Origin of the sequence: Shewanella sp. SG44-6, from assembly GCF_014164185.1 — a bacterium.
GTDB classification, from domain to species: domain Bacteria; phylum Pseudomonadota; class Gammaproteobacteria; order Enterobacterales; family Shewanellaceae; genus Shewanella; species Shewanella vesiculosa.
In genome coordinates, this window is sequence record NZ_JACJER010000007.1 from 1 (window position 1) to 18,816 (window position 18,816).

Genomic DNA, 18,816 nt, shown 5'->3' on the forward strand with positions numbered 1-18,816 from the left:
ATTGGCATTGTTAGAAATATTGTCAAAGAATCTTCCAGTATTCGATCTAGCACGGTCAGTTTTACTGAACAGCTACAAAAAGCACAATCTGAAATTGATACTCTAAAAACACGTTTAGCCGCATCTGAAAAAGACATGCTATTTGATGCATTAACCAATGTATTAAATCGCCGCGCATTTAATACTGATATAGAAGCGCAAGTAAGCTCAGCACCTGTAGGTACTTGTTTAATTTTAATTGATATTGATCACTTTAAAATATTCAATGATAGTTTTGGCCATCAACTCGGCGATTTAGTCCTAAAAACAGTGGCTAAGCGGACCCAAGAAGCGTGTCGTGACGGAGTCAAATTGTACCGTTTTGGTGGCGAAGAGTTTGCTATTATCGTTCCCAATAGTCAGTTTAGGGTAGCCAGGCAGCTGGCCGAAGGCATACGTAGAGCCATAGAGAAGCTCAGTGTCAAAGATCGACGTAGCGATAAAGTAATTGACTCAATAACCGCCTCTTTTGGGGTGGCAGAATGGAAACCTAAACAAAATGTATCGCAACTCATTGAGGCAACTGACAAGCTACTTTACGATGCAAAACGCCTAGGTAGAAATCGCGTGATGCCGATTGCAAACTAGTTATTATAAGTAAAATAAATTGATTTTTTAGTCCATCTTTTATGACTCATCACTTTGCTCTTACAGCATGATGCGTGACAAAGGTTGGGCCTTATATTGACGATTATGTCGATATTTGAATTAGCGAGGCATTTGCAGGTAACGGGCGGCATTAATCGCCGTCGGCTTAGCCAAATAAGGCACATATCCCAAAAATGGACCTGTCATTATTTGCTTTAAACTGTCGAGGTTATCATCAATAAAAGCCATGTGAGGATCCACCTGATTTGCAACCCAACCAGCTATCGTTAATCCATCTGCTAGCAGTGCTTCTTGAGTTAATAAGGCATGATTTAAACAACCTAGCTTCATGCCTACGACGAGAATAACGTCGATTCTCGATGACCAATCTGATGGGTAATTCATGTGATTGACTAATTCAGTTTGTGGTTTAGTATTTTGCAGCTTAGCTTGCAATAATTTAACTGTATCAGACAAATATTCGCCATTACCCAATGGTAAACGCCAACCACCTGCACCTTCAATTAAGGCAAAATCAGCACTTTGCATCGCCGAGTGGTACATAGTGTCAAGAACACCTTGGGCAGTTAAAGTATGGTTGACTTGCCTAGCGGCAATATGCGGTGCAATTGCTGGGGCAAAACAAATAGGATTAACACTTTGATATGGCAAATCCATATTAGATTGGGTCATTAGCATCATGGCATCGCTATTGCGCAAGCCATCTTCTGTAGACTCACACCCTGATGCTATAGGTTTAAAGCCACACTTATTACCTGTGGCCTTAGATAAAAGTGCCGCTGAAATTAGCGTTTTACCACTGTCAGTGTCTGTTGCAGTCACAAAATACAGCATAGCTTCAGCCTCGTTTAGCGCGGATATACGCAATTTGATAAGTTAATGGTAAACCTTTGTCGGTACGTAAGGTTTCAGCTAATGCAACCCGTTGCTCCCATTGTTGTTTGCTCAACACTGCGCGTTGCTTTTCCTCATCTGCTTGAGCACTGGATGCCCCCACCCCTTTAATTGAATAAAGTAAGCTACGTAAGTCGGCAAAATAAACCGTAATAGTCTCAACCTGGATATCGATACTATCCCAATCAGGAGGCATTGTTTGCGAGGTGATAAAAGCAGACTTAAGGGCTGATACCGAGTGAAATTGATTGACGTGAAACCCTAACGTTTGCAATTCAGCCAAGCTGCCATCAATAACAACACTGAGATGGCATTCACCGCCCACTCGTAATACGCGATGAAATTCATTAAAAGCTTTGGGTAGCGTCTGACACCACTGCAAAGCTAAATTGGAATAAATGCTGTCAATAGATGCACTTTGTAAACCCAGCGCTTGAGCGTCACAACAAAGGCATAAGTAATCAGAATACTGTTGCGCCAATTGCGTTAGCATGCCATGCGCAATATCTGCCGCGATAACCTGTTTCACGTCATTGAAAGCTTTAAAACATGTACCCGGACCGGCTCCAATATCAAGTAGAGTGCCATATAAATTGGCATGCTGTAATAATTGCTGAGCACTCATACGCTGCAACACATCATGTTGCTTATACAAAGGTGCTGCTCTTGAAAACTTGTTTGCAACCGAGTTATCTAACGTCATGAGGGTTCTCAAAGATACGATTTATTTAGCTACTGCCAGGATGTTAATGCTGCTTACTAAATATCATTAACATCATTGTGCTGAATAAGCTGGGCCACTGCACTAACCAGTGCACAAATATCGCTGGCTTGATGCTGTGCATTTAACGTAATACGAAGACGGGCCTGCCCGACTGGCACCGTTGGTGAGCGAATAGCCCCCACCAAAAAACCTTGTTGTTTTAGGTGCTCAGCAATAACTAAAACGCGATGATTATCGCCAATCATAATCGGCTGGATCGCTGTCATTGAAGGCGTGATCTCAAGTTGATGCTCAAGTGAAACTTGCCTGAATAAGGCGATGTTTGCCGTTAATTGTGTTAATAACTGTGGATGGTCTTGCTGCCAATTAATCGCCGCTAATGCCAACTGAGCATTCGCGGGCGATAACGCGGTAGAATAAATATATTCACGCGAAGTTGCCACTAAGTAATCAATCACATTTTTAGAGGCTAAAATTGCCGCGCCTTGACCTCCTAACGCTTTGCCGAATGTCACCACCTGAATATCCACATTATTGGCATTAACAAACGAGCTAGGTAATAGCCCAAAGCCATGGGCATCATCGACAATCAGCCAACAATCATGTTGCTGACATAAGCGAGATAATTCAGCTATCGGGGCAATGTCACCGTCCATACTGAATACACTTTCAGTAACCACAGCTGTATGAGGGTTGCGCTCGATCAGTCGCGTTGCACTAATAACATCGTTATGTAAAAAGCGCCGAATCTGACTACCACTGTCTTTTAAGCCATCAATTACTGAGGCATGCACTAACTTGTCGGCTAAGACAGTATCCTTGTTGCTAAACAAGGTTTTCATTAACGCGTTGTTAGCGCTAAAACCAGAACTAAATAACATACACGCTTGATGCCCCGTCAGCTCGCATAAACGCTGTTCAAGGGCAAAATGGGCTTGGTTATAACCACTAACAAGAGGTGATGCACGACTGCCAACACCATACTGCTGCGCTCCAGCATACAGAGCTTGAACTAAAGCAGGTTCATGGGCTAAGCCTAAGTAATCATTATGGCTAAAATCAACCATTGCATATGGCTTGGTTTCCGACACATGTCGTTGGCGTAAAAGGCCTGACACCTGCAGATCCGCAAGCTTATTACTTATCCGCTCGGTTAATGGGTGCTGCCCCATATCAGTCTGGCCTAATAACGTCATGTAAAATTATAGCGCAGCAGCATCAAAGAACTGCTTAGTCGACTTATCTTGCTTAGCACTCGCTTTGGCTAATAATGCGCTATCAGATTCGATGTTGGCTTGTGGACCTTGCTCAGGATGTAACCCTAAACGTCGGAATAAACTCATGTCATCATTTTCTTCTGGATTTGACGTAGTTAATAGCTTACAACCGTAGAAAATTGAATTAGCCCCCGCAAAAAAACACATTGATTGCAGTTCATCACTCATGCTTTCACGTCCGGCAGACAAACGCACCCGCGACTTAGGCATAATAATCCGAGCAACTGCTATGGTGCGGACAAATTCAAGCGGGTCAAGATCATCAATATTCTCAAATGGTGTACCGGCCACTTTTACTAACATGTTGATCGGTACTGAATCTGGATGTTGTTCTAAATTAGCAAGTTGCTGCAATAAACCTGCGCGATCGCTGGCTTGCTCGCCCATACCGACAATCCCGCCAGAACAGACTTTCATCCCAGAGGCTCGCACGTTTGTCAGCGTATCTAAACGACTTTGATAAGTACGGGTGGTGATAACATCGCCGTAATATTCTGGTGAGGTATCAAGGTTATGGTTGTAATAATCTAAACCAGCATCAGCCAATCTGCTGGCTTGGTCAGGCGATAGCATGCCTAATGTCATACAGGTTTCCATGCCCAAAGCACGGACATCTTTTACCATTTGTGTTAAATATGGCATGTCTTTGTCACGCGGGTTGCGCCAAGCAGCGCCCATGCAAAAACGTGATGCACCAGCAGCTTTAGCGCTTTTAGCCTCGGTTAATACCTTTTCAATTTCAAGTAAACGTTCTTTTTCTAGACCGGTATCATAGCGCGCACTTTGTGGACAATATTTACAGTCCTCTGGGCATGCACCGGTTTTAATCGATAAAAGACGACTGATCTGCACTTCGTTAGGGTCAAATGTTTCACGATGAATACTGTGGGCTTTAAACAATAAATCATTCATAGGCAACGCAAATAATGCCTCGATTTCTGTTTTTTGCCAATCGTGACGAACTTCAGCTAACGACATGGATCATTCCTTTATTTTGATTTTATGTTGGCTAGGATACCCTGAGTCCGTAAACTGTCAACGCAGTAACCATTTCACGCTTTACTAGCGGTCAAAAAACGAGCACCTATAATTATGGCATTTTCCGACACAAACACCACTATCGACTACGCTTTCGATCAACAACACATTTGGCACCCTTATACCTCGATGACCCAGTCTCTGCCTGTATATGGCGTCGTTTCGGCCCAGGGATGTGAACTGACATTAGACAGCGGTAAAGTGCTTATTGATGGCACGAGTTCATGGTGGTCATGTGTGCACGGTTACAGTCATCCGACCATTGTTGCTGCAATGCAACAACAGTTGTCAACACTGAGTCATGTCATGTTTGGCGGCATAACCCACCAACCCGCTATTGAGACATCAAAACGTTTAGTGCAGATGACCAGCGCCAATTTAACCAAAGTATTTTTAGCCGATTCTGGCTCGATTGCAGTTGAAGTCGCCTTAAAAATGGCGCTGCAATATTGGCAAGGCCGCAATCAGCCGCAAAAACAACGCATTATGACCGTAAAAAGTGGTTATCACGGTGATACCTTTGCAGCGATGAGCGTGTGCGATCCAGACGGTGGAATGCATACCATGTTTGGCAACAATGTGACTAAACAAGTATTTATCCCTGCGCCAACGTCTAAGTTTAATGATCCGCTTAATCAAACCGATACACTCGCGTTAGATGCCGCATTTACACAACACCACCAAGATATCGCCGCGGTGATTATTGAACCCATCATGCAAGGTGCTGGCGGAATGCGTTTTTACTCCCCAGCTTATCTGGTTAAACTGCGTCAACTTTGTGACCAATATGACGTGTTACTGATATTAGATGAAATAGCCACCGGATTTGGCCGTACTGGCACCCTATTCGCTTATGAGCATGCCAATATTGAGGCCGATATTTTGTGTGTTGGTAAAGCCTTAACTGGTGGATATATTAGTCTTGCTGCCACCTTATGCAGTGACGAAGTGGCCTGTGGTATTAGTGATTCACCCGCTGGCGTGTTTATGCATGGGCCCACTTTTATGGGTAACCCGTTGGCATGTGCAGCAGCAACCGCCAGCTTAGACTTACTGCTTAAAGGTGATTGGCAACAGCAGGTAAAAGATATTGAGGCACATTTAACACGCACCTTGCCCGCTGCCTTGACGTCAAAGCAGGTAAAAGATGTGAGAGTGCTCGGCAGTGTCGGAGTGATAGAAATGCTCTCGCCAGTTAATACCGCAGCCTTGCAAAAAGCCTTTGTTGATTTAGGTGTGTGGGTAAGGCCTTTTAGTCGCTATATCTACATCATGCCGCCATATACCATTAGCGCAGAACAATTAACCCAATTAACTTCTGCCATGTTATCTGTTGCCGACACCATTGTCCCCAGCGAAGATAATCAAGTTTTGATTAGCCATGGATAATCAAAACTGGGCTAATCTCAGATTGGGTAAGTCTCAGTTTAGGTAAGACTCAGTTTCGCTTAATCTAATACCGCTTGAGCGTGGGCAACAATGGCATCTGAAACGTCTTTATAAACACCTTTAAGTAAAATCCAATGGTGCCAGTAAAGCGTTTCAGTGATGATATGCTCTTTACATATATGCACTAACTCACCTGAAGCCAGCTCTGGTTTAATTTGCGTTTTTGGCACTAAGCCATATGCCGCACCATGCTTGGCCATGGTCACAAAGGCATCTGATGAACGTACAGTATGTAATGGATATTCACCTTGCGTGAGTCCAAAATGCTGTTGAATGTATCGTGTGTGCATATTGTCTTTATGATCAAAAGCGATACCCGGTGCTTTTCTAAGACTGTCAGCACTAATTCCGTTAGGGAAGTAATGACGACTAAACTCAGGTGACGCAACCAACAGATAGTCAACATTTCCCAGCCGAGCCAATTGGCAACCTTTAATAGCTGTAGATTGCACAGAAATAGCCCCAAAAGCTTGGCCATCCTTTAACCTATTAATCGTGCGGTCTTCACCTTCAATGAGCAGATTAATCTCTATTAAATGTGACTTAATCACCGGGGCTATTGCCGGAATTAGCCAGGTGGCTAAGCTGTCTGCATTGGTGGCAATATGCAAGGTTAACGGTGTTTGGGGTGAATGCGGCATAGCGCTAGGAAGTAAGTCAGCTTCTAACTGCACAACTTGGTAATAGTGTTTTAATAGCTGCTTACCTAAATCTGTGGCTTCAATCGGCTGGCCTCTAATTAATACTGGTTGAGCAAACTGTTGTTCTAACTGCTTTATTCGCTGCGACACCGCCGATTGTGTTAAACACAACACGCCAGCCGCACGCTCAAAACTTTGCTCTTTAATCACACAGCTCAATGCTTGCAGTAATTTATAATCAAGATTACTCATTATTTTACCAACTTATTAAATCCTCTTAAGCCATCGTAGCCAGTATCTTGACATCTTTCATTAATTATTCTTATACAACAGAAAAATTATTAATTTAATTTATATCAAACCTATTGCTACTTTAGCAATTAATTACATTGCTCGTTACTAGGATACTCATGACTACCTCCGCATTATTTCAAGGACTTATTCTCGGCTTAGGAATGATTATTCCTATTGGCGCACAAAACTCATACATATTAAGCCAAGGGATAAAACGCAATCATCATTTTCTCGCGGCGACAATTTGCATGTTGTGTGATGTGTTATTAATTGGTCTGGGCATTTTTGGCGGAGGAAAATTAATCGCCAGTAGTGAATGGTTAATGCTACTGATAGGTTGGGGAGGCGTCACTTTTTTAGTTGTTTATGCTGTTCTGTCGTTCAAAAGTGTGTGGAGAAATCAGTATCTCGTTACAACACACATTGCAGCGGCCAATAGCCGTAAAACAATTATCGGCACTACATTTGCTGTCACCTTGCTTAATCCTCATGTGTATTTAGATACAGTAATGATACTCGGTAGCGTGGGGGGCACTTTTGATGGCAACGAAAAATGGGCATTTGCTATTGGTACCATGCTGGCCTCAATACTGTGGTTTTACACCATAGCATTTGGTGCCGCTAAACTTGCACCTTGGTTAGGTACGCCTAAAGTTCAACGCGTGATTGATGCTCTAGTCGGCACTATTATGCTTTTTATCGCCTATTCAGTATTTAATACTTTATCAATAATACCAATAATCGAATAGCGGCTGACAACACATGTAAATCAAAAAATATCCATAAAATCAGTAAATAATTAACGCTTCATCGGCACAAAGCTAGCTTGCTGTTTTATGCGAAGTAACCATTTATTAATCTGTGGGTAATGGGTTAAATCAAAACCGCCTTGATGGGCAACATGGGTATAAGCGAACAAAGCAATGTCCGCTAAGGTAAATTGCGAACCACACAGAAAAGGTTGCTTTGCTAGTTCAGCTTCCATAGCCGCAAGCGCTTTATGGCCTTTAGCGTGCAGTGAGTGATATTCAGCTAAGCGATCCTCAGGTAATCCTAAATACAACTGAATAAAGCGTGCAACGGCAATATATGGCTCATGACTGTATTGTTCAAAAAACATCCACTGATACATTTTCGCTTTATTATAAGCATCGGTTGGGATCAACATAGAGCCCTCAGCAAGATACCCGATAATTGCATTCGACTCCGATAATACGCTGCCATCATCGAGTTCTATTAGCGGTATTTTACCCTGCGGATTTTTAGCTAAAAACTCTGGTGTTTGCGTTTCACCTTTAGCGATATTCATTTCTTGCCATACATGCTCAATACCTAACAGATTCAGCACCAACTGCACCTTATAACAATTACCCGACATGCTATCGCCATACACAATCATACTAATATCCTTTTAAGGTGATGTTTAATTTCAGCAATACTGCCAAAATGGGTAAACCTACTTTTTAACTAGACTCGAAATTAACGCTCGCAATGCAGCAGGTTTAACCATTTTAGCCATGTAGTGATAACCCTGCCTTTCGACATCTTCAACCAAATCTTTATTGGTATTGGCTGTAATTAATATCCCTGGTAAATGCTCACCATAACGGCTGCGAATACCATTCATGGCATCGATACCGTTTTGATCATCATCTAAGTGATAATCAGCTAACATAATATCTGGTGCCACCCCTTTAAGGCCTAACTTAATCCGTGCATCGGCAAGATCTTTGGCACAAATAACCTCACATTGCCAACGGCTTAATAATGATTCTAATCCCGCAAGAATGGCTTCTTCATTGTCGATGCATAGCACTTTAATTCCCGCTAAAGGCTGCAATAGTGTTGGTAAAGGTTTATTGCTTGTTTGGCTGATGGTTTCACCTATGGGCACAGAAATAGAGAATATCGAACCGCGACCTAAAGCCGAACTCACATGTATTTGATGATCAAGTACCTTACTGATCCTGTCAGCAATCGCTAACCCTAACCCCAAACCACTGACATTACGGCTACTAGGATGATTGAGACGTTTAAACTCTTTAAAAATTTCTTGTATATCAAACTCATTAATTCCACAGCCAGTATCCAGTACTTGGATCTCAATAAAATCACCTCGATGACGGCAACCAAATAACACTTTACCGCCACGAGCATAACGATAAGCATTGGTTAAAAAATTCTGTAAAACACGTCGCAATAAAGAAGGATCGGAGTTAACGGTCGCAGTACAAGGCACCATTGAAAACGAAATTTGACTATCGGCAGCCATAGCATCAAATTCAATGGATAAACCGTTAATGATCTCTGCAATCGCAAAATCACGACGGTTAACCTCTACCATGCCAGAGTCTAGCTTAGAAATATCGAGTAAATCGGTTAGTAACTCACCAGCTGTTTTCAGCGAACTATTGACATGAGTCAATGTGGTACGCGCTTCTAAATCGAGATTTGGATATTGCGATAATGATGCAGTAAATAATCTTGCAGCATTTAACGGTTGCATTAAGTCGTGACCCACGGCGGCTAAAAAACGCGTTTTTGATGCATTGGCGAGCTCTTCTTGCGCTTTAGCCTCTAATAATTCGCTGTTTGATAACGCCAGTTCATAGGTTCGCTCCTGTACCCGACTTTCCAAGGTTTCATTAGCTTCCAGTAAAGCTTTTTCCTGTAAACGATATTGGGTGATATCAGTAAATGTCATTACAAAACCACCATCAGGCATAGGATTGCCTTGAATTTTTATAACCTTACCATCCTGGCGAGCACGCTCAGAAGTATGAGGAGTGCCATTTCGCATATGTTGCACCCGCACTTCAACTTGGTTTTCAATGTCTCCAGTACCACAAAAACCGCGCAGAGCATTAAACCGCACAATATCAGCTATTGGCATACCTTGTTGTAAAAAGCCTTCTGGGTATTGATACAATTCAACATAGCGATAATTCCACGCAACTAAATTAAGGTCTCTATCAACCACACTCATACCTTCATAAGCGTGTTCAATTGCACCTCGCAGCATATCTTGACTTAAAATAATTTTAGAAGAGGCCTCATCCACTAAATGGAATACCTCATCAAGAGCCAAATCACGCCCTTGTAAAACAGAGTCCATAACCAGTGAAGCACTTGATGCGCCTAACACACCCGACAACATGTGTTCCGTATGAGCGATTAACTCTTCTGGAGCCGTTTTGTACCAACTGTCACTTTTAACCGCATCTGCCGAAAAACGGCTAAAACTTTCATAAGCACGAGTAGGACTCACAAACCGACTGGCCAAAATTAATAAATCTTGTTGTGAAATAGGCCCTTGGCGTTTTTTAGCATCTTGCTTTGATGACCAAGGTTTGACAAAGTGACTCGCTTGAATACGCTCAGCAACGCCCGCTCTAAACCATATAGAACCCAGCACATAGCAAAAAATATTGGCTAATAAGGCAATCAAAGTATCGCTAATATTGGGAGTGATTGAATTGAACAAACCAGAGTCTGCACCAATAACACGGGCTTCACCGGCACCTTGAAGTAAAATAAAACACCAAAGACTAAAACCAACAGCAAGGCCTAGATACACTCCCGCTCGATTACCGTGTTTCCAATACAATCCCCCCACTAACGCAGGCGCTAATTGAGAGAATGCGCCAAACGACATCATCCCCAGATGTGAAAGTGAATCACGGTCGGTAAACAGCAAATAGCTTAAATAACCAAAACCTAAAATCACCACAATCGATAAACGGCGTACATTTAATAACAGTTTAGAAAACTGACTAAAATTCTTTTCTCGTATTTGTCCTGTTCGCAACAAAAATGGCACCAACCATTCATTACTCACCATCACGCTAATAGTCACCACCGCCACGATCACCATCCCAGTCGCGGCAGACAAACTACCCAGTAATGCGACAACAGCTAATACAGGTTGATCAAGCGCTAAAGGTAAATTAATCACATAGGTATCAGCTGACACTGAATCACCCAAAATCACCTTACCGGCGAGTGCCAATGGGGCAACGAACAAGCCAAATAAGACTAAATAGATTGGAAATATCCATCGCGATTTTCTTAAAATATGCTCACCACCGCACTCGACTACCATCACATGAAACTGCCTTGGCATACATAAGAACGCCGCCATACCAACAAATAACTCAGGTAGGAAAGACTCTAAACGGATATGACTATTTTGGATCAATGCTTTATCTGATGCTTGTTGCCAAATATCACCAAAGCCATCAAAGACCCCAAAACTAATCACGGCACCGACAGAGATAAAGGCTGCCAGTTTAACCAGTGACTCAAAGGCAATCGCCACCATCATTCCTGGATTATGTTCAGTAGCATCTAATTTACGAGTACCAAATAAAATGGCAAAAATAGCCAATAACATGGTAATCAATAATGGCACAGCGACAGGACTCAGCGGATTGTCAGCAGGTTGAAATAAATTAAGACTAAACACCATGGCTTTGAGTTGTAACGCGATATAAGGCATGATCCCGAACAAGGCAATTAGCGTAACCAACGCCGCTAATAGTTGTGATTTACCATAGCGGGCAGCAATAAAGTCGGCAACAGAAGTAATGTTTTGCGCTTTAGACACCACCACCATTTTTCGTAACATGCCAAAGCCAAGGGTAAACACCAATATTGGGCCGATAAAAATAGGTAAAAAAGACCATAAATCATTGGCGGACTGGCCAACTGTGCCTAAAAAGCTCCAGGAAGAACAATACACAGCTAAACTGAGCCCATAAATCCATACTTGGGCTTTTTGGTTTATTTTACTAAACCACCTCTCAGCGCCCCACGCCAAAATAAACAGCAATGACACATAACACACCGCAATCACGGCAACGATTAAGGTTAAGTTCATGAAACGTCCGATATCACTTTATTATTATTAAAAATCTGTTTTATTTTTACCTAAAACATCGTGTATTGAACATAAAACAACCTACACAATAGAATCATCATAAATAACAGACTAACTCTGTAGCAATTATAACCATATTAACACGTGCAACAGACTAAATATTAAGGATATTTTAAAACTAGACCAAGGTCTAATAGTGCTGATAGCCTGTTGCAGATGATACTTTAACCACGCCATTTTTAGAAAGGGAAGCCCCATGACCCCGCAGTCTCTTTACAAAGTTCCGAGTGACATTGCAGAAAACGCACTGGTTGATAACGATCAATATAAGAAAATGTACCAGGAGTCCATTATTAATCCAGAAGGTTTCTGGAGAGAACACGGCAAACGTATTGATTGGATCAAACCTTATACCAAAATCAAGCAAACGTCTTTTGATGATCATAACCTTTCGATCAATTGGTTTTATGATGGCACGCTCAATGCGTCTTCCAATTGCTTAGATCGCCACCTTGAAGAACATGGCGATAAACTAGCCATTATTTGGGAAGGTGACGATGCCAATGAGCAACGTAAAATTACTTACGCCCAATTACATGCCGATGTGTGTAAATTTGCTAACGCCCTTCGAAGCCAAGGTGTTAATAAAGGTGATATCGTCACCATATACATGCCTATGGTACCTGAAGCGGCAGTCGCTATGCTTGCCTGTGCTCGCATTGGCGCGGTGCATTCAGTGGTGTTTGGTGGTTTCTCACCCGACTCGATTGCTGCAAGGGTGATTGATGGTAAATCAAAAGTCTTAATTACTGCCGACGAAGGTGTTCGCGGTGGCCGAAAAATTCCGTTAAAACGCAGTGTGGATGAAGCCATATCAAATCCAGATGTCACTTGCGTCGAAAAGGTCATAGTACTTAAGCGTACTGGTGGTAGCATAGATTGGGTTGAAGGCCGAGATGTCTGGTGGCACTCACTCATGGAAGTCGCTTCAGAATTCTGTCTACCCGCTGAAATGAATGCTGAAGATCCACTCTTTTTACTTTATACCTCAGGCTCTACTGGTAACCCTAAAGGTGTGCTGCATACTACCGGTGGTTATATGGTATATGCCTCAATGACACACGAATATGTGTTTGACTATAAAGCAGACGAAGTATATTGGTGTACCGCAGATGTAGGTTGGATCACAGGTCATTCATATATGGTCTATGGACCATTAGCGAATGCCGCGACGGTATTAATTCATGAAGGTGTACCTAATCATCCAACTCCGGCTCGATTAGGTGAAATGATTGACCGTCATAAAGTCAATATTCTATATACCGCGCCAACCCTAATTCGTGCACTAATGGCTGAGGGTAAAGAACAATTTAGCAGCTATAAAGGTGATTCATTACGCATTATGGGATCTGTGGGCGAACCCATCAATCCAGAAGCATGGCGTTGGTACCATGAGGTGATCGGTCATGAAAACTGCCCTATTGTCGACACTTGGTGGCAAACTGAAACGGGAGGTATTCTGATAAGTCCTCTACCAGGTGCTACAGACACCAAACCAGGTTCTGCAACTCGACCTTTCTTTGGTGTACAGCCTGCGCTAGTCGATAACATGGGTAATATTGTAGAAGGTACCGGTGAAGGTAACCTGGTTATCCTTGATTCGTGGCCAGGACAAATGCGCACCGTTTATGGTGACCACGATAGATTTGCCTTAACTTACTTTAAAACGTTCCGTGGCATGTATTTTACCGGTGATGGCGCGCGTCGTGATGAAGATGGCTACTATTGGATTACTGGTCGTGTTGATGATGTCATTAACGTATCTGGGCATCGCTTAGGTACTGCTGAAGTGGAAAGCGCGCTAGTGTCGCATGAGCTCGTTGCTGAAGCGGCTGTTGTGGGTTACCCGCATGACATTAAAGGCCAAGGTATTTACGCTTATGTCACCCTCACTCGTGGGATTGATCCAACGGAAGAGTTGCGCCAAGAATTACGTCAATGGGTACGCAAAGAAATTGGCGCCCTTGCGACACCGGATCTTATTCAGTGGGCAAGCGGTTTACCGAAAACGCGTTCTGGCAAAATTATGCGCCGATTCCTTCGAAAAATTGCCGCTAATGAAGTGACCAACTTAGGTGATTCTTCTACTCTTGCGGATCCTGCTGTAATTGATACGTTAATTGAGTCACGCCTAAACAAAACTGAGTAATATAAACTAACTTGTAATACCTTATCCACCCGAGAAATCCTGACCAATTTCTCTTTTCGCCCCTCACTGAGGGGCATTTTTTTAACTGAGATTAATGGACTGAACAGTTTTATTCGCTATGACTAATTGTTTAAGGTTTTAGGCTGTGGAGCATAAGAGGTCTCAATAGTTATGTCATATAAATGATCGTTTAATGTCACCTTGTAACTGGTTGATTGGCCCACTTTAAGACTGATTGTTTTATCTCCTAGTAAATCCGAAGCGTCATTAGATTCATCACGTAAACTGATCAACAAATTGACCTTATTATTGCTATTTTCTGTCGACACGATTGTCACACCATAATCACCTTCAACATTGAGTGACACAGTATCATTTAATCCCATGACAATTTTGGATGCCGACGTGGTTAAATCTTCAGAATGCTTCACGCTCTCTTCAATAGATAAACCTATGACTAAAGCGTCTTCAGCAACGGCGATGTGGCTAACCATAAACAGAGCGGCTAACAGTAAACGTTTCATAAAGTGTTTTTCCTGATGGCAATACATTATTATTTTTTTATAAGTATCATCTGACTGTGTAAATGAATTTACACCAACTTATATAAAAAAACAGCGCTTATCTCGCAAAAATACTATTAGCGTGTATTTATCACCTTTAGCCATGGTTTATTGATTTAGCTTTACCATAAATAAGCGCTCATTCATCACAATATGGTTTATCAATCCTTGCCTATGTTAAGCTTTATCCAAACCAGAATAATACTACCAATAAATTGAAAGACTCATCTGTTAAACCTGCAAAGATAACCCTACGTGATTACCAACAACAATCCGTAGATGCTGCTATTGCTCATTTTAAGCAAAGTCAACAATCAGCAGTATTGGTTCTTCCTACCGGTGCAGGCAAAAGTATCGTCATTGCCGAACTAGCTCGCATTGCTAATGGTAATGTACTGGTGCTAACTCACGTAAAGGAATTAGTCGCTCAAAATGCCGAAAAGGTAGGCTTACTGACACAAGAAGCAAATATCTATTCTGCCGGATTAAATCAAAAGAAAGCCAATGGTAAAACGGTAGTGGCCAGCGTTCAATCAGCGGCTCGTGCCCTCACAAAATTTACCCAACCCTTTTCATTAGTGATTATCGATGAATGTCATCGAGTGAGTAATGAGTCTACGAGCCAATATCAACAATTGCTTATTCATCTTAAAGCGCAAAATCCTAATATAAAATTACTTGGATTAACGGCAACGCCTTATCGTTTAGGTTTAGGCTGGATATACCGTGTGCATTACCATGGAAAAGTAGGCAATACTGACACCGCTGTTTTTGACAAGTGCATTTTTGAACTGCCAATGCGGCCATTAATTAATAAAGGTTATCTTACTAAACCGATTATTTTTGACGGACTGAGTGCCCAATATGATTTTGGTGATCTGGAGCCAAATGACAGCGGAGAGTACCCTCAAATGGCAATAGACTCCTTGCTTAATCATCAAGGCCGCGCAACCACAGCAATTATCAAACAGGTGAAGCAACTTGCAGCACTGCGCAAAGGTGTATTGATTTTTGCTGCAACCGTTAGACATGCTAATGAAGTGATGGCGCTTTTAGACAAAGATGCTGCGTTAATTACCGCTAAAACGCCCCATAACGCACGTGATGAGATCATTCAACGCTTTAAAGCCCAAGCTCTGAAGTACATAGTCAACGTAGCAGTGCTCACTACAGGCTTCGATGCGCCACATGTTGACCTTATAGCGATATTAAGACCAACAGCGTCAGTGAGCCTATTCCAACAAATGATTGGTCGAGGTTTACGCTTAGCACCGAATAAAACCGATTGTTTAATCATCGATTACGCCGCGAACGGTTATGACCTCTTTTATCCGGAAGTTGGCCAAGCAAAGCCCAATAGTAAATCAGTGCCTGTTCAAGTGCATTGTCCTGTATGCCAATTTGCAAACATCTTTTGGGGGATAGTGGATGGGGATGGCGATATAATTGAGCATTATGGAAGACGCTGCCAAGGATTAATCAGTGACAACCAGCAATGTGACTTTAGATTCAGGTCAAAATCATGTCCCGACTGTGGAGCTGAAAATGATATAGCGGCACGTATCTGTAACACCTGCCAATCAACCTTAATTGATCCTGATAAACGCTTAAAGCAAGTACTTAACGCTCAGCATCACCATTTATTCAAATGTGAGCAAATGCTATTACTCGAGCACGACAACAAGTTACTTATTCAATATATTGATATTGAGGGTAATGATTTTAAGCAAACGTTTAACTTTTCGACACCAGCACAACGCAAAGCGTTTTATGCGGTATTTGTACTAAGCCACACTCGCACGCCAGGTCTTAAGCATCCTCAATATAATAAAGTAGCAGATGTATTGGCGGATCAAAGCCGATTTAGAAAACCTGATTTATTATTACTAAAGAAAAACAAATATCGTTGGGATTTAGTTGATACATTTTTTGACTATCAAGGCAAATATAAAATCGATATGAGTTAAAACAAAATTAATTGTGTTCAAATACCATTTGAAAAATACATATGGTATAAATTGCCAAGATCATTAAACAGGAGTCACCATGTTTGTAGTTATTTTTGGCCGCCCAGGTTGCCCATATTGTGTTAGAGCCGTTGAGTTATCAGAAAAGTTAGCGGCGCAAAGTGCGGATTTCAAATTTAAATATATTGATATTCATGTCGAAGGTATCACCAAAGCAGACTTATCAAAAAGTGTCGGCAAAACGGTTGAAACTGTTCCACAGATCTTCATTGACGAACAACCAATTGGTGGTTGCACTGAATTTGAAGCCTATGTTCGCCAAAACAATCTACTTAAATAAGTATTAAAAGCTTCAAATAAAAAAAGGCAACCAATAAGGTTGCCTTTTTGTTATCAGTTTATAGGCTAAATAGCGTATTTAGCTGAGAATATAATACGATTCAAATCACCGTCGAAACCATCTTCGCGCTCATTCAAAGCATGCATATATTCAACCCCAAATGTGAGTGGCTTTGAAGGCGAGTATAGTAAGTTAACATAGCCAGAATAAGCTTCTTTATTAACAGCCCCGCCAGTAAGTGCAATATCATTGTCTGCAGTGAAACCTGAAACCGTCAAGCTAGAACGCCATTGTTCTGACCACCAATGACGGTATGCGACGAAACCACCATAGGATTTAATCGCTTGGATCTCACCATTGGAATCAAGCACACCAGCATTAGCATAGTTAAGCGCCATATAACGCCCTAACCCTTCCCCATAAGTTGCAGTAAATTTAATATCATCTTTACCTAAAGGTATAACACCGGCAAAGCTAACACCATAACCTAACTCAGAAGTATCGTACTGGGTTGCTCCAACAACTTGCTCTAAATCTAATTGTCTTACAATAGCAGCTACTGAAAATGCAGAACCACTAGCAGCACTGAAGTTATAACGTCCGACAAAATCCGGAACAACGCCGCTACCACTGGTGATTCGGCCTCCACCACCAAACGGTGTTACAGTCGTTTCAGGATTTTCAATTGAAAATTGCCAATTACCATTGGTATAACGTAGTTGTGATTGTCTAACGAAAGGTGTTCCTTCAGCGGCACCGACAAAATCTAGATTCTCCGGTAAGGCGCCTGGATTTTGAAACGTAGTCCAAGTCTGACCGACAGTCCAATTGTCATAACTGACAAATGCATGACGTATACGAGGAGAGTAACTGTTAGAGACTCGCTCGTTACCGTCAGTATGGGTCATAAAATCAAGTTCAATAAAACCTGTGAGTTTATGGCCATCAACATCAGTAACTGTTTTAAAGTTAAAACGTGATTCCCGCGCTTGAAAATCGACAACTTGCTGGCCGTTTCCAGATGTCCCATAAATAGTCCCTGGCACATAAAACTGACGTGACAACGAACCAGATTCTGGCGCCCCATTGCCATAATCACTAAACATTACATCGGCTTTAATGTAGCCACCAAAAGTCATATCGGTTGCAGCATGAGCTCCCCCACTCATCGCTAACAAAGCGCTTGCAACATAAAGACTTAGCTTTTGCTTTCTCATTATTCTCTCCCTATTGATATTGTTCTAATCTTCAGCAATATGAACCAATCAACAAACAGATAACATTAGCAATAGGTCTATAAGACAAAAGTAGACAAGTAAATACTTATAATTGAACTAATACTTAAGGTTAAATCATTTTTCTATATCAAATTAATGACTCTACATGACAGTAATTTAAAAGATTAATGACCTAAAATTGTAGGTCATTGCACAATAAATTTAATCAAAGTAAGTATTTAATAATCGTGAGCATCGAATAATTGTATGGTAGGCCCCCATCAGTGAATGGTTTGAAGCGATGAGCTAGAAAATATTTATGATCAAATTCAATGGCGATAATTTTTTGATTTAGAGTACGAGGGATTTGAGATATTTTAAAATAACTTGGGGAATAATGCTAAATTTGTGGTTCATCTAGAACTCGAATCTTCGGCTAATGGGTTGACAGCCAACTGTTGATATTTAAATGGCGAAAAATTCATTGGCAATTTTAGCCGTTGAATAATTGACTGTTCTTTGATGATCTGGGAGTTTAACTCGGAGAGGTCTAAAAAGTGGTGGGTCGTGAAGGATTCGAACCTTCGACCAATTGGTTAAAAGCCAACTGCTCTACCAACTGAGCTAACGACCCATCTTGGTTTTGCAAGAACATCTATTCTTACTGGGGAAAAAG

Annotated in this window: 15 protein-coding genes and 1 tRNA gene; 6 read left to right on the forward strand and 10 right to left on the reverse strand. The window is 41.7% G+C overall.

Annotated elements, in window-relative coordinates; genetic code table 11:
• On the forward strand, positions 1–627 hold a 627-nt coding region (locus H5185_RS02245), incomplete at its 5' end, for a GGDEF domain-containing protein (RefSeq protein ID WP_182741228.1).
• 120 nt (positions 628–747) lie between these two features.
• Here the strand turns inward: H5185_RS02245 and bioD are convergent.
• The 4 genes from bioD to bioB are packed head-to-tail and all read right to left on the reverse strand — an operon-like array spanning position 748 to position 4,521.
• Complete coding sequence (gene bioD / locus H5185_RS02250) at positions 748–1,479, reverse strand: dethiobiotin synthase (RefSeq protein ID WP_182697079.1); 732 nt, start codon at positions 1,477–1,479, stop codon at positions 748–750.
• Positions 1,480–1,486: 7 nt separating this feature from the next.
• Complete coding sequence (locus H5185_RS02255; protein WP_182741229.1) at positions 1,487–2,245, reverse strand: methyltransferase domain-containing protein; 759 nt, start codon at positions 2,243–2,245, stop codon at positions 1,487–1,489.
• Between the two features lie 56 nt (positions 2,246–2,301).
• Complete coding sequence (locus H5185_RS02260) at positions 2,302–3,462, reverse strand: 8-amino-7-oxononanoate synthase (protein ID WP_182741230.1); 1,161 nt, start codon at positions 3,460–3,462, stop codon at positions 2,302–2,304.
• A gap of 6 nt (positions 3,463–3,468) precedes the next feature.
• Positions 3,469–4,521, reverse strand: coding sequence for a biotin synthase BioB (gene bioB, locus H5185_RS02265; protein ID WP_182741231.1), 1,053 nt, complete (start codon positions 4,519–4,521; stop codon positions 3,469–3,471).
• A gap of 114 nt (positions 4,522–4,635) precedes the next feature.
• Here bioB and bioA point away from each other — a divergent pair, with 114 nt between their 5' ends.
• The gene (gene bioA, locus H5185_RS02270) at positions 4,636–5,970 is read left to right on the forward strand and encodes an adenosylmethionine--8-amino-7-oxononanoate transaminase (RefSeq protein ID WP_182741232.1); all 1,335 of its coding nucleotides are present in this window, start codon (positions 4,636–4,638) and stop codon (positions 5,968–5,970) included.
• A 59-nt stretch (positions 5,971–6,029) separates the two neighbouring features.
• On the opposite strand, the gene H5185_RS02275 is transcribed toward bioA, so the two are convergent.
• On the reverse strand, positions 6,030–6,923 hold the full coding sequence (locus H5185_RS02275) for a LysR family transcriptional regulator ArgP (protein ID WP_182741233.1): 894 nt from the start codon (positions 6,921–6,923) through the stop codon (positions 6,030–6,032).
• A 158-nt stretch (positions 6,924–7,081) separates the two neighbouring features.
• On the opposite strand from H5185_RS02275, the gene H5185_RS02280 reads away from it, so the two are divergent.
• On the forward strand, positions 7,082–7,714 hold the full coding sequence (locus H5185_RS02280) for a LysE/ArgO family amino acid transporter (RefSeq protein WP_182696953.1): 633 nt from the start codon (positions 7,082–7,084) through the stop codon (positions 7,712–7,714).
• Between the two features lie 50 nt (positions 7,715–7,764).
• Here the strand turns inward: H5185_RS02280 and H5185_RS02285 are convergent, their stop codons facing one another.
• Together H5185_RS02285 and H5185_RS02290 are read right to left on the reverse strand one after the other, a co-directional pair.
• The gene (locus H5185_RS02285) at positions 7,765–8,364 is read right to left on the reverse strand and encodes a glutathione S-transferase family protein (RefSeq protein WP_182722241.1); all 600 of its coding nucleotides are present in this window, start codon (positions 8,362–8,364) and stop codon (positions 7,765–7,767) included.
• Between the two features lie 57 nt (positions 8,365–8,421).
• The gene (locus tag H5185_RS02290) at positions 8,422–11,844 is read right to left on the reverse strand and encodes a PAS domain-containing hybrid sensor histidine kinase/response regulator (RefSeq protein WP_124015711.1); all 3,423 of its coding nucleotides are present in this window, start codon (positions 11,842–11,844) and stop codon (positions 8,422–8,424) included.
• Positions 11,845–12,100: 256 nt separating this feature from the next.
• On the opposite strand from H5185_RS02290, the gene acs reads away from it, so the two are divergent.
• The gene (gene acs / locus H5185_RS02295) at positions 12,101–14,053 is read left to right on the forward strand and encodes an acetate--CoA ligase (RefSeq protein WP_182741234.1); all 1,953 of its coding nucleotides are present in this window, start codon (positions 12,101–12,103) and stop codon (positions 14,051–14,053) included.
• Positions 14,054–14,175: 122 nt separating this feature from the next.
• Here the strand turns inward: acs and H5185_RS02300 are convergent, their stop codons facing one another.
• Positions 14,176–14,577 (reverse strand): hypothetical protein, encoded by a 402-nt coding sequence (locus H5185_RS02300; RefSeq protein WP_124015709.1) that lies wholly within the window; start codon positions 14,575–14,577, stop codon positions 14,176–14,178.
• A gap of 254 nt (positions 14,578–14,831) precedes the next feature.
• On the opposite strand from H5185_RS02300, the gene H5185_RS02305 reads away from it, so the two are divergent.
• Positions 14,832–16,583, forward strand: coding sequence for a DEAD/DEAH box helicase (locus H5185_RS02305; protein ID WP_182741235.1), 1,752 nt, complete (start codon positions 14,832–14,834; stop codon positions 16,581–16,583).
• A gap of 79 nt (positions 16,584–16,662) precedes the next feature.
• Complete coding sequence (locus tag H5185_RS02310; protein WP_124015707.1) at positions 16,663–16,923, forward strand: GrxA family glutaredoxin; 261 nt, start codon at positions 16,663–16,665, stop codon at positions 16,921–16,923.
• 65 nt (positions 16,924–16,988) lie between these two features.
• On the opposite strand, the gene H5185_RS02315 is transcribed toward H5185_RS02310, so the two are convergent.
• Positions 16,989–18,140 (reverse strand): DcaP family trimeric outer membrane transporter, encoded by a 1,152-nt coding sequence (locus H5185_RS02315; RefSeq protein WP_182696958.1) that lies wholly within the window; start codon positions 18,138–18,140, stop codon positions 16,989–16,991.
• Positions 18,141–18,698: 558 nt separating this feature from the next.
• A tRNA-Lys gene (locus tag H5185_RS02320) sits at positions 18,699–18,774 on the reverse strand.
• Positions 18,775–18,816 lie beyond the last annotated feature (42 nt).

Bases quoted from the DNA above. Each gene is read 5' to 3' on its own strand.
- H5185_RS02255 (WP_182741229.1), bottom strand. From the start codon at position 2,245: ATGACGTTAGATAACTCGGTTGCAAACAAGTTTTCAAGAGCAGCACCT.
- H5185_RS02260 (WP_182741230.1), bottom strand. From the start codon at position 3,462: ATGACGTTATTAGGCCAGACTGATATGGGGCAGCACCCATTAACCGAG.
- bioB (WP_182741231.1), bottom strand. From the start codon at position 4,521: ATGTCGTTAGCTGAAGTTCGTCACGATTGGCAAAAAACAGAAATCGAG.
- bioA (WP_182741232.1), top strand. From the start codon at position 4,636: ATGGCATTTTCCGACACAAACACCACTATCGACTACGCTTTCGATCAA.
- H5185_RS02275 (WP_182741233.1), bottom strand. From the start codon at position 6,923: ATGAGTAATCTTGATTATAAATTACTGCAAGCATTGAGCTGTGTGATT.
- H5185_RS02280 (WP_182696953.1), top strand. From the start codon at position 7,082: ATGACTACCTCCGCATTATTTCAAGGACTTATTCTCGGCTTAGGAATG.
- H5185_RS02285 (WP_182722241.1), bottom strand. From the start codon at position 8,364: ATGATTGTGTATGGCGATAGCATGTCGGGTAATTGTTATAAGGTGCAG.
- H5185_RS02290 (WP_124015711.1), bottom strand. From the start codon at position 11,844: ATGAACTTAACCTTAATCGTTGCCGTGATTGCGGTGTGTTATGTGTCA.
- acs (WP_182741234.1), top strand. From the start codon at position 12,101: ATGACCCCGCAGTCTCTTTACAAAGTTCCGAGTGACATTGCAGAAAAC.
- H5185_RS02300 (WP_124015709.1), bottom strand. From the start codon at position 14,577: ATGAAACGTTTACTGTTAGCCGCTCTGTTTATGGTTAGCCACATCGCC.
- H5185_RS02310 (WP_124015707.1), top strand. From the start codon at position 16,663: ATGTTTGTAGTTATTTTTGGCCGCCCAGGTTGCCCATATTGTGTTAGA.
- H5185_RS02315 (WP_182696958.1), bottom strand. From the start codon at position 18,140: ATGAGAAAGCAAAAGCTAAGTCTTTATGTTGCAAGCGCTTTGTTAGCG.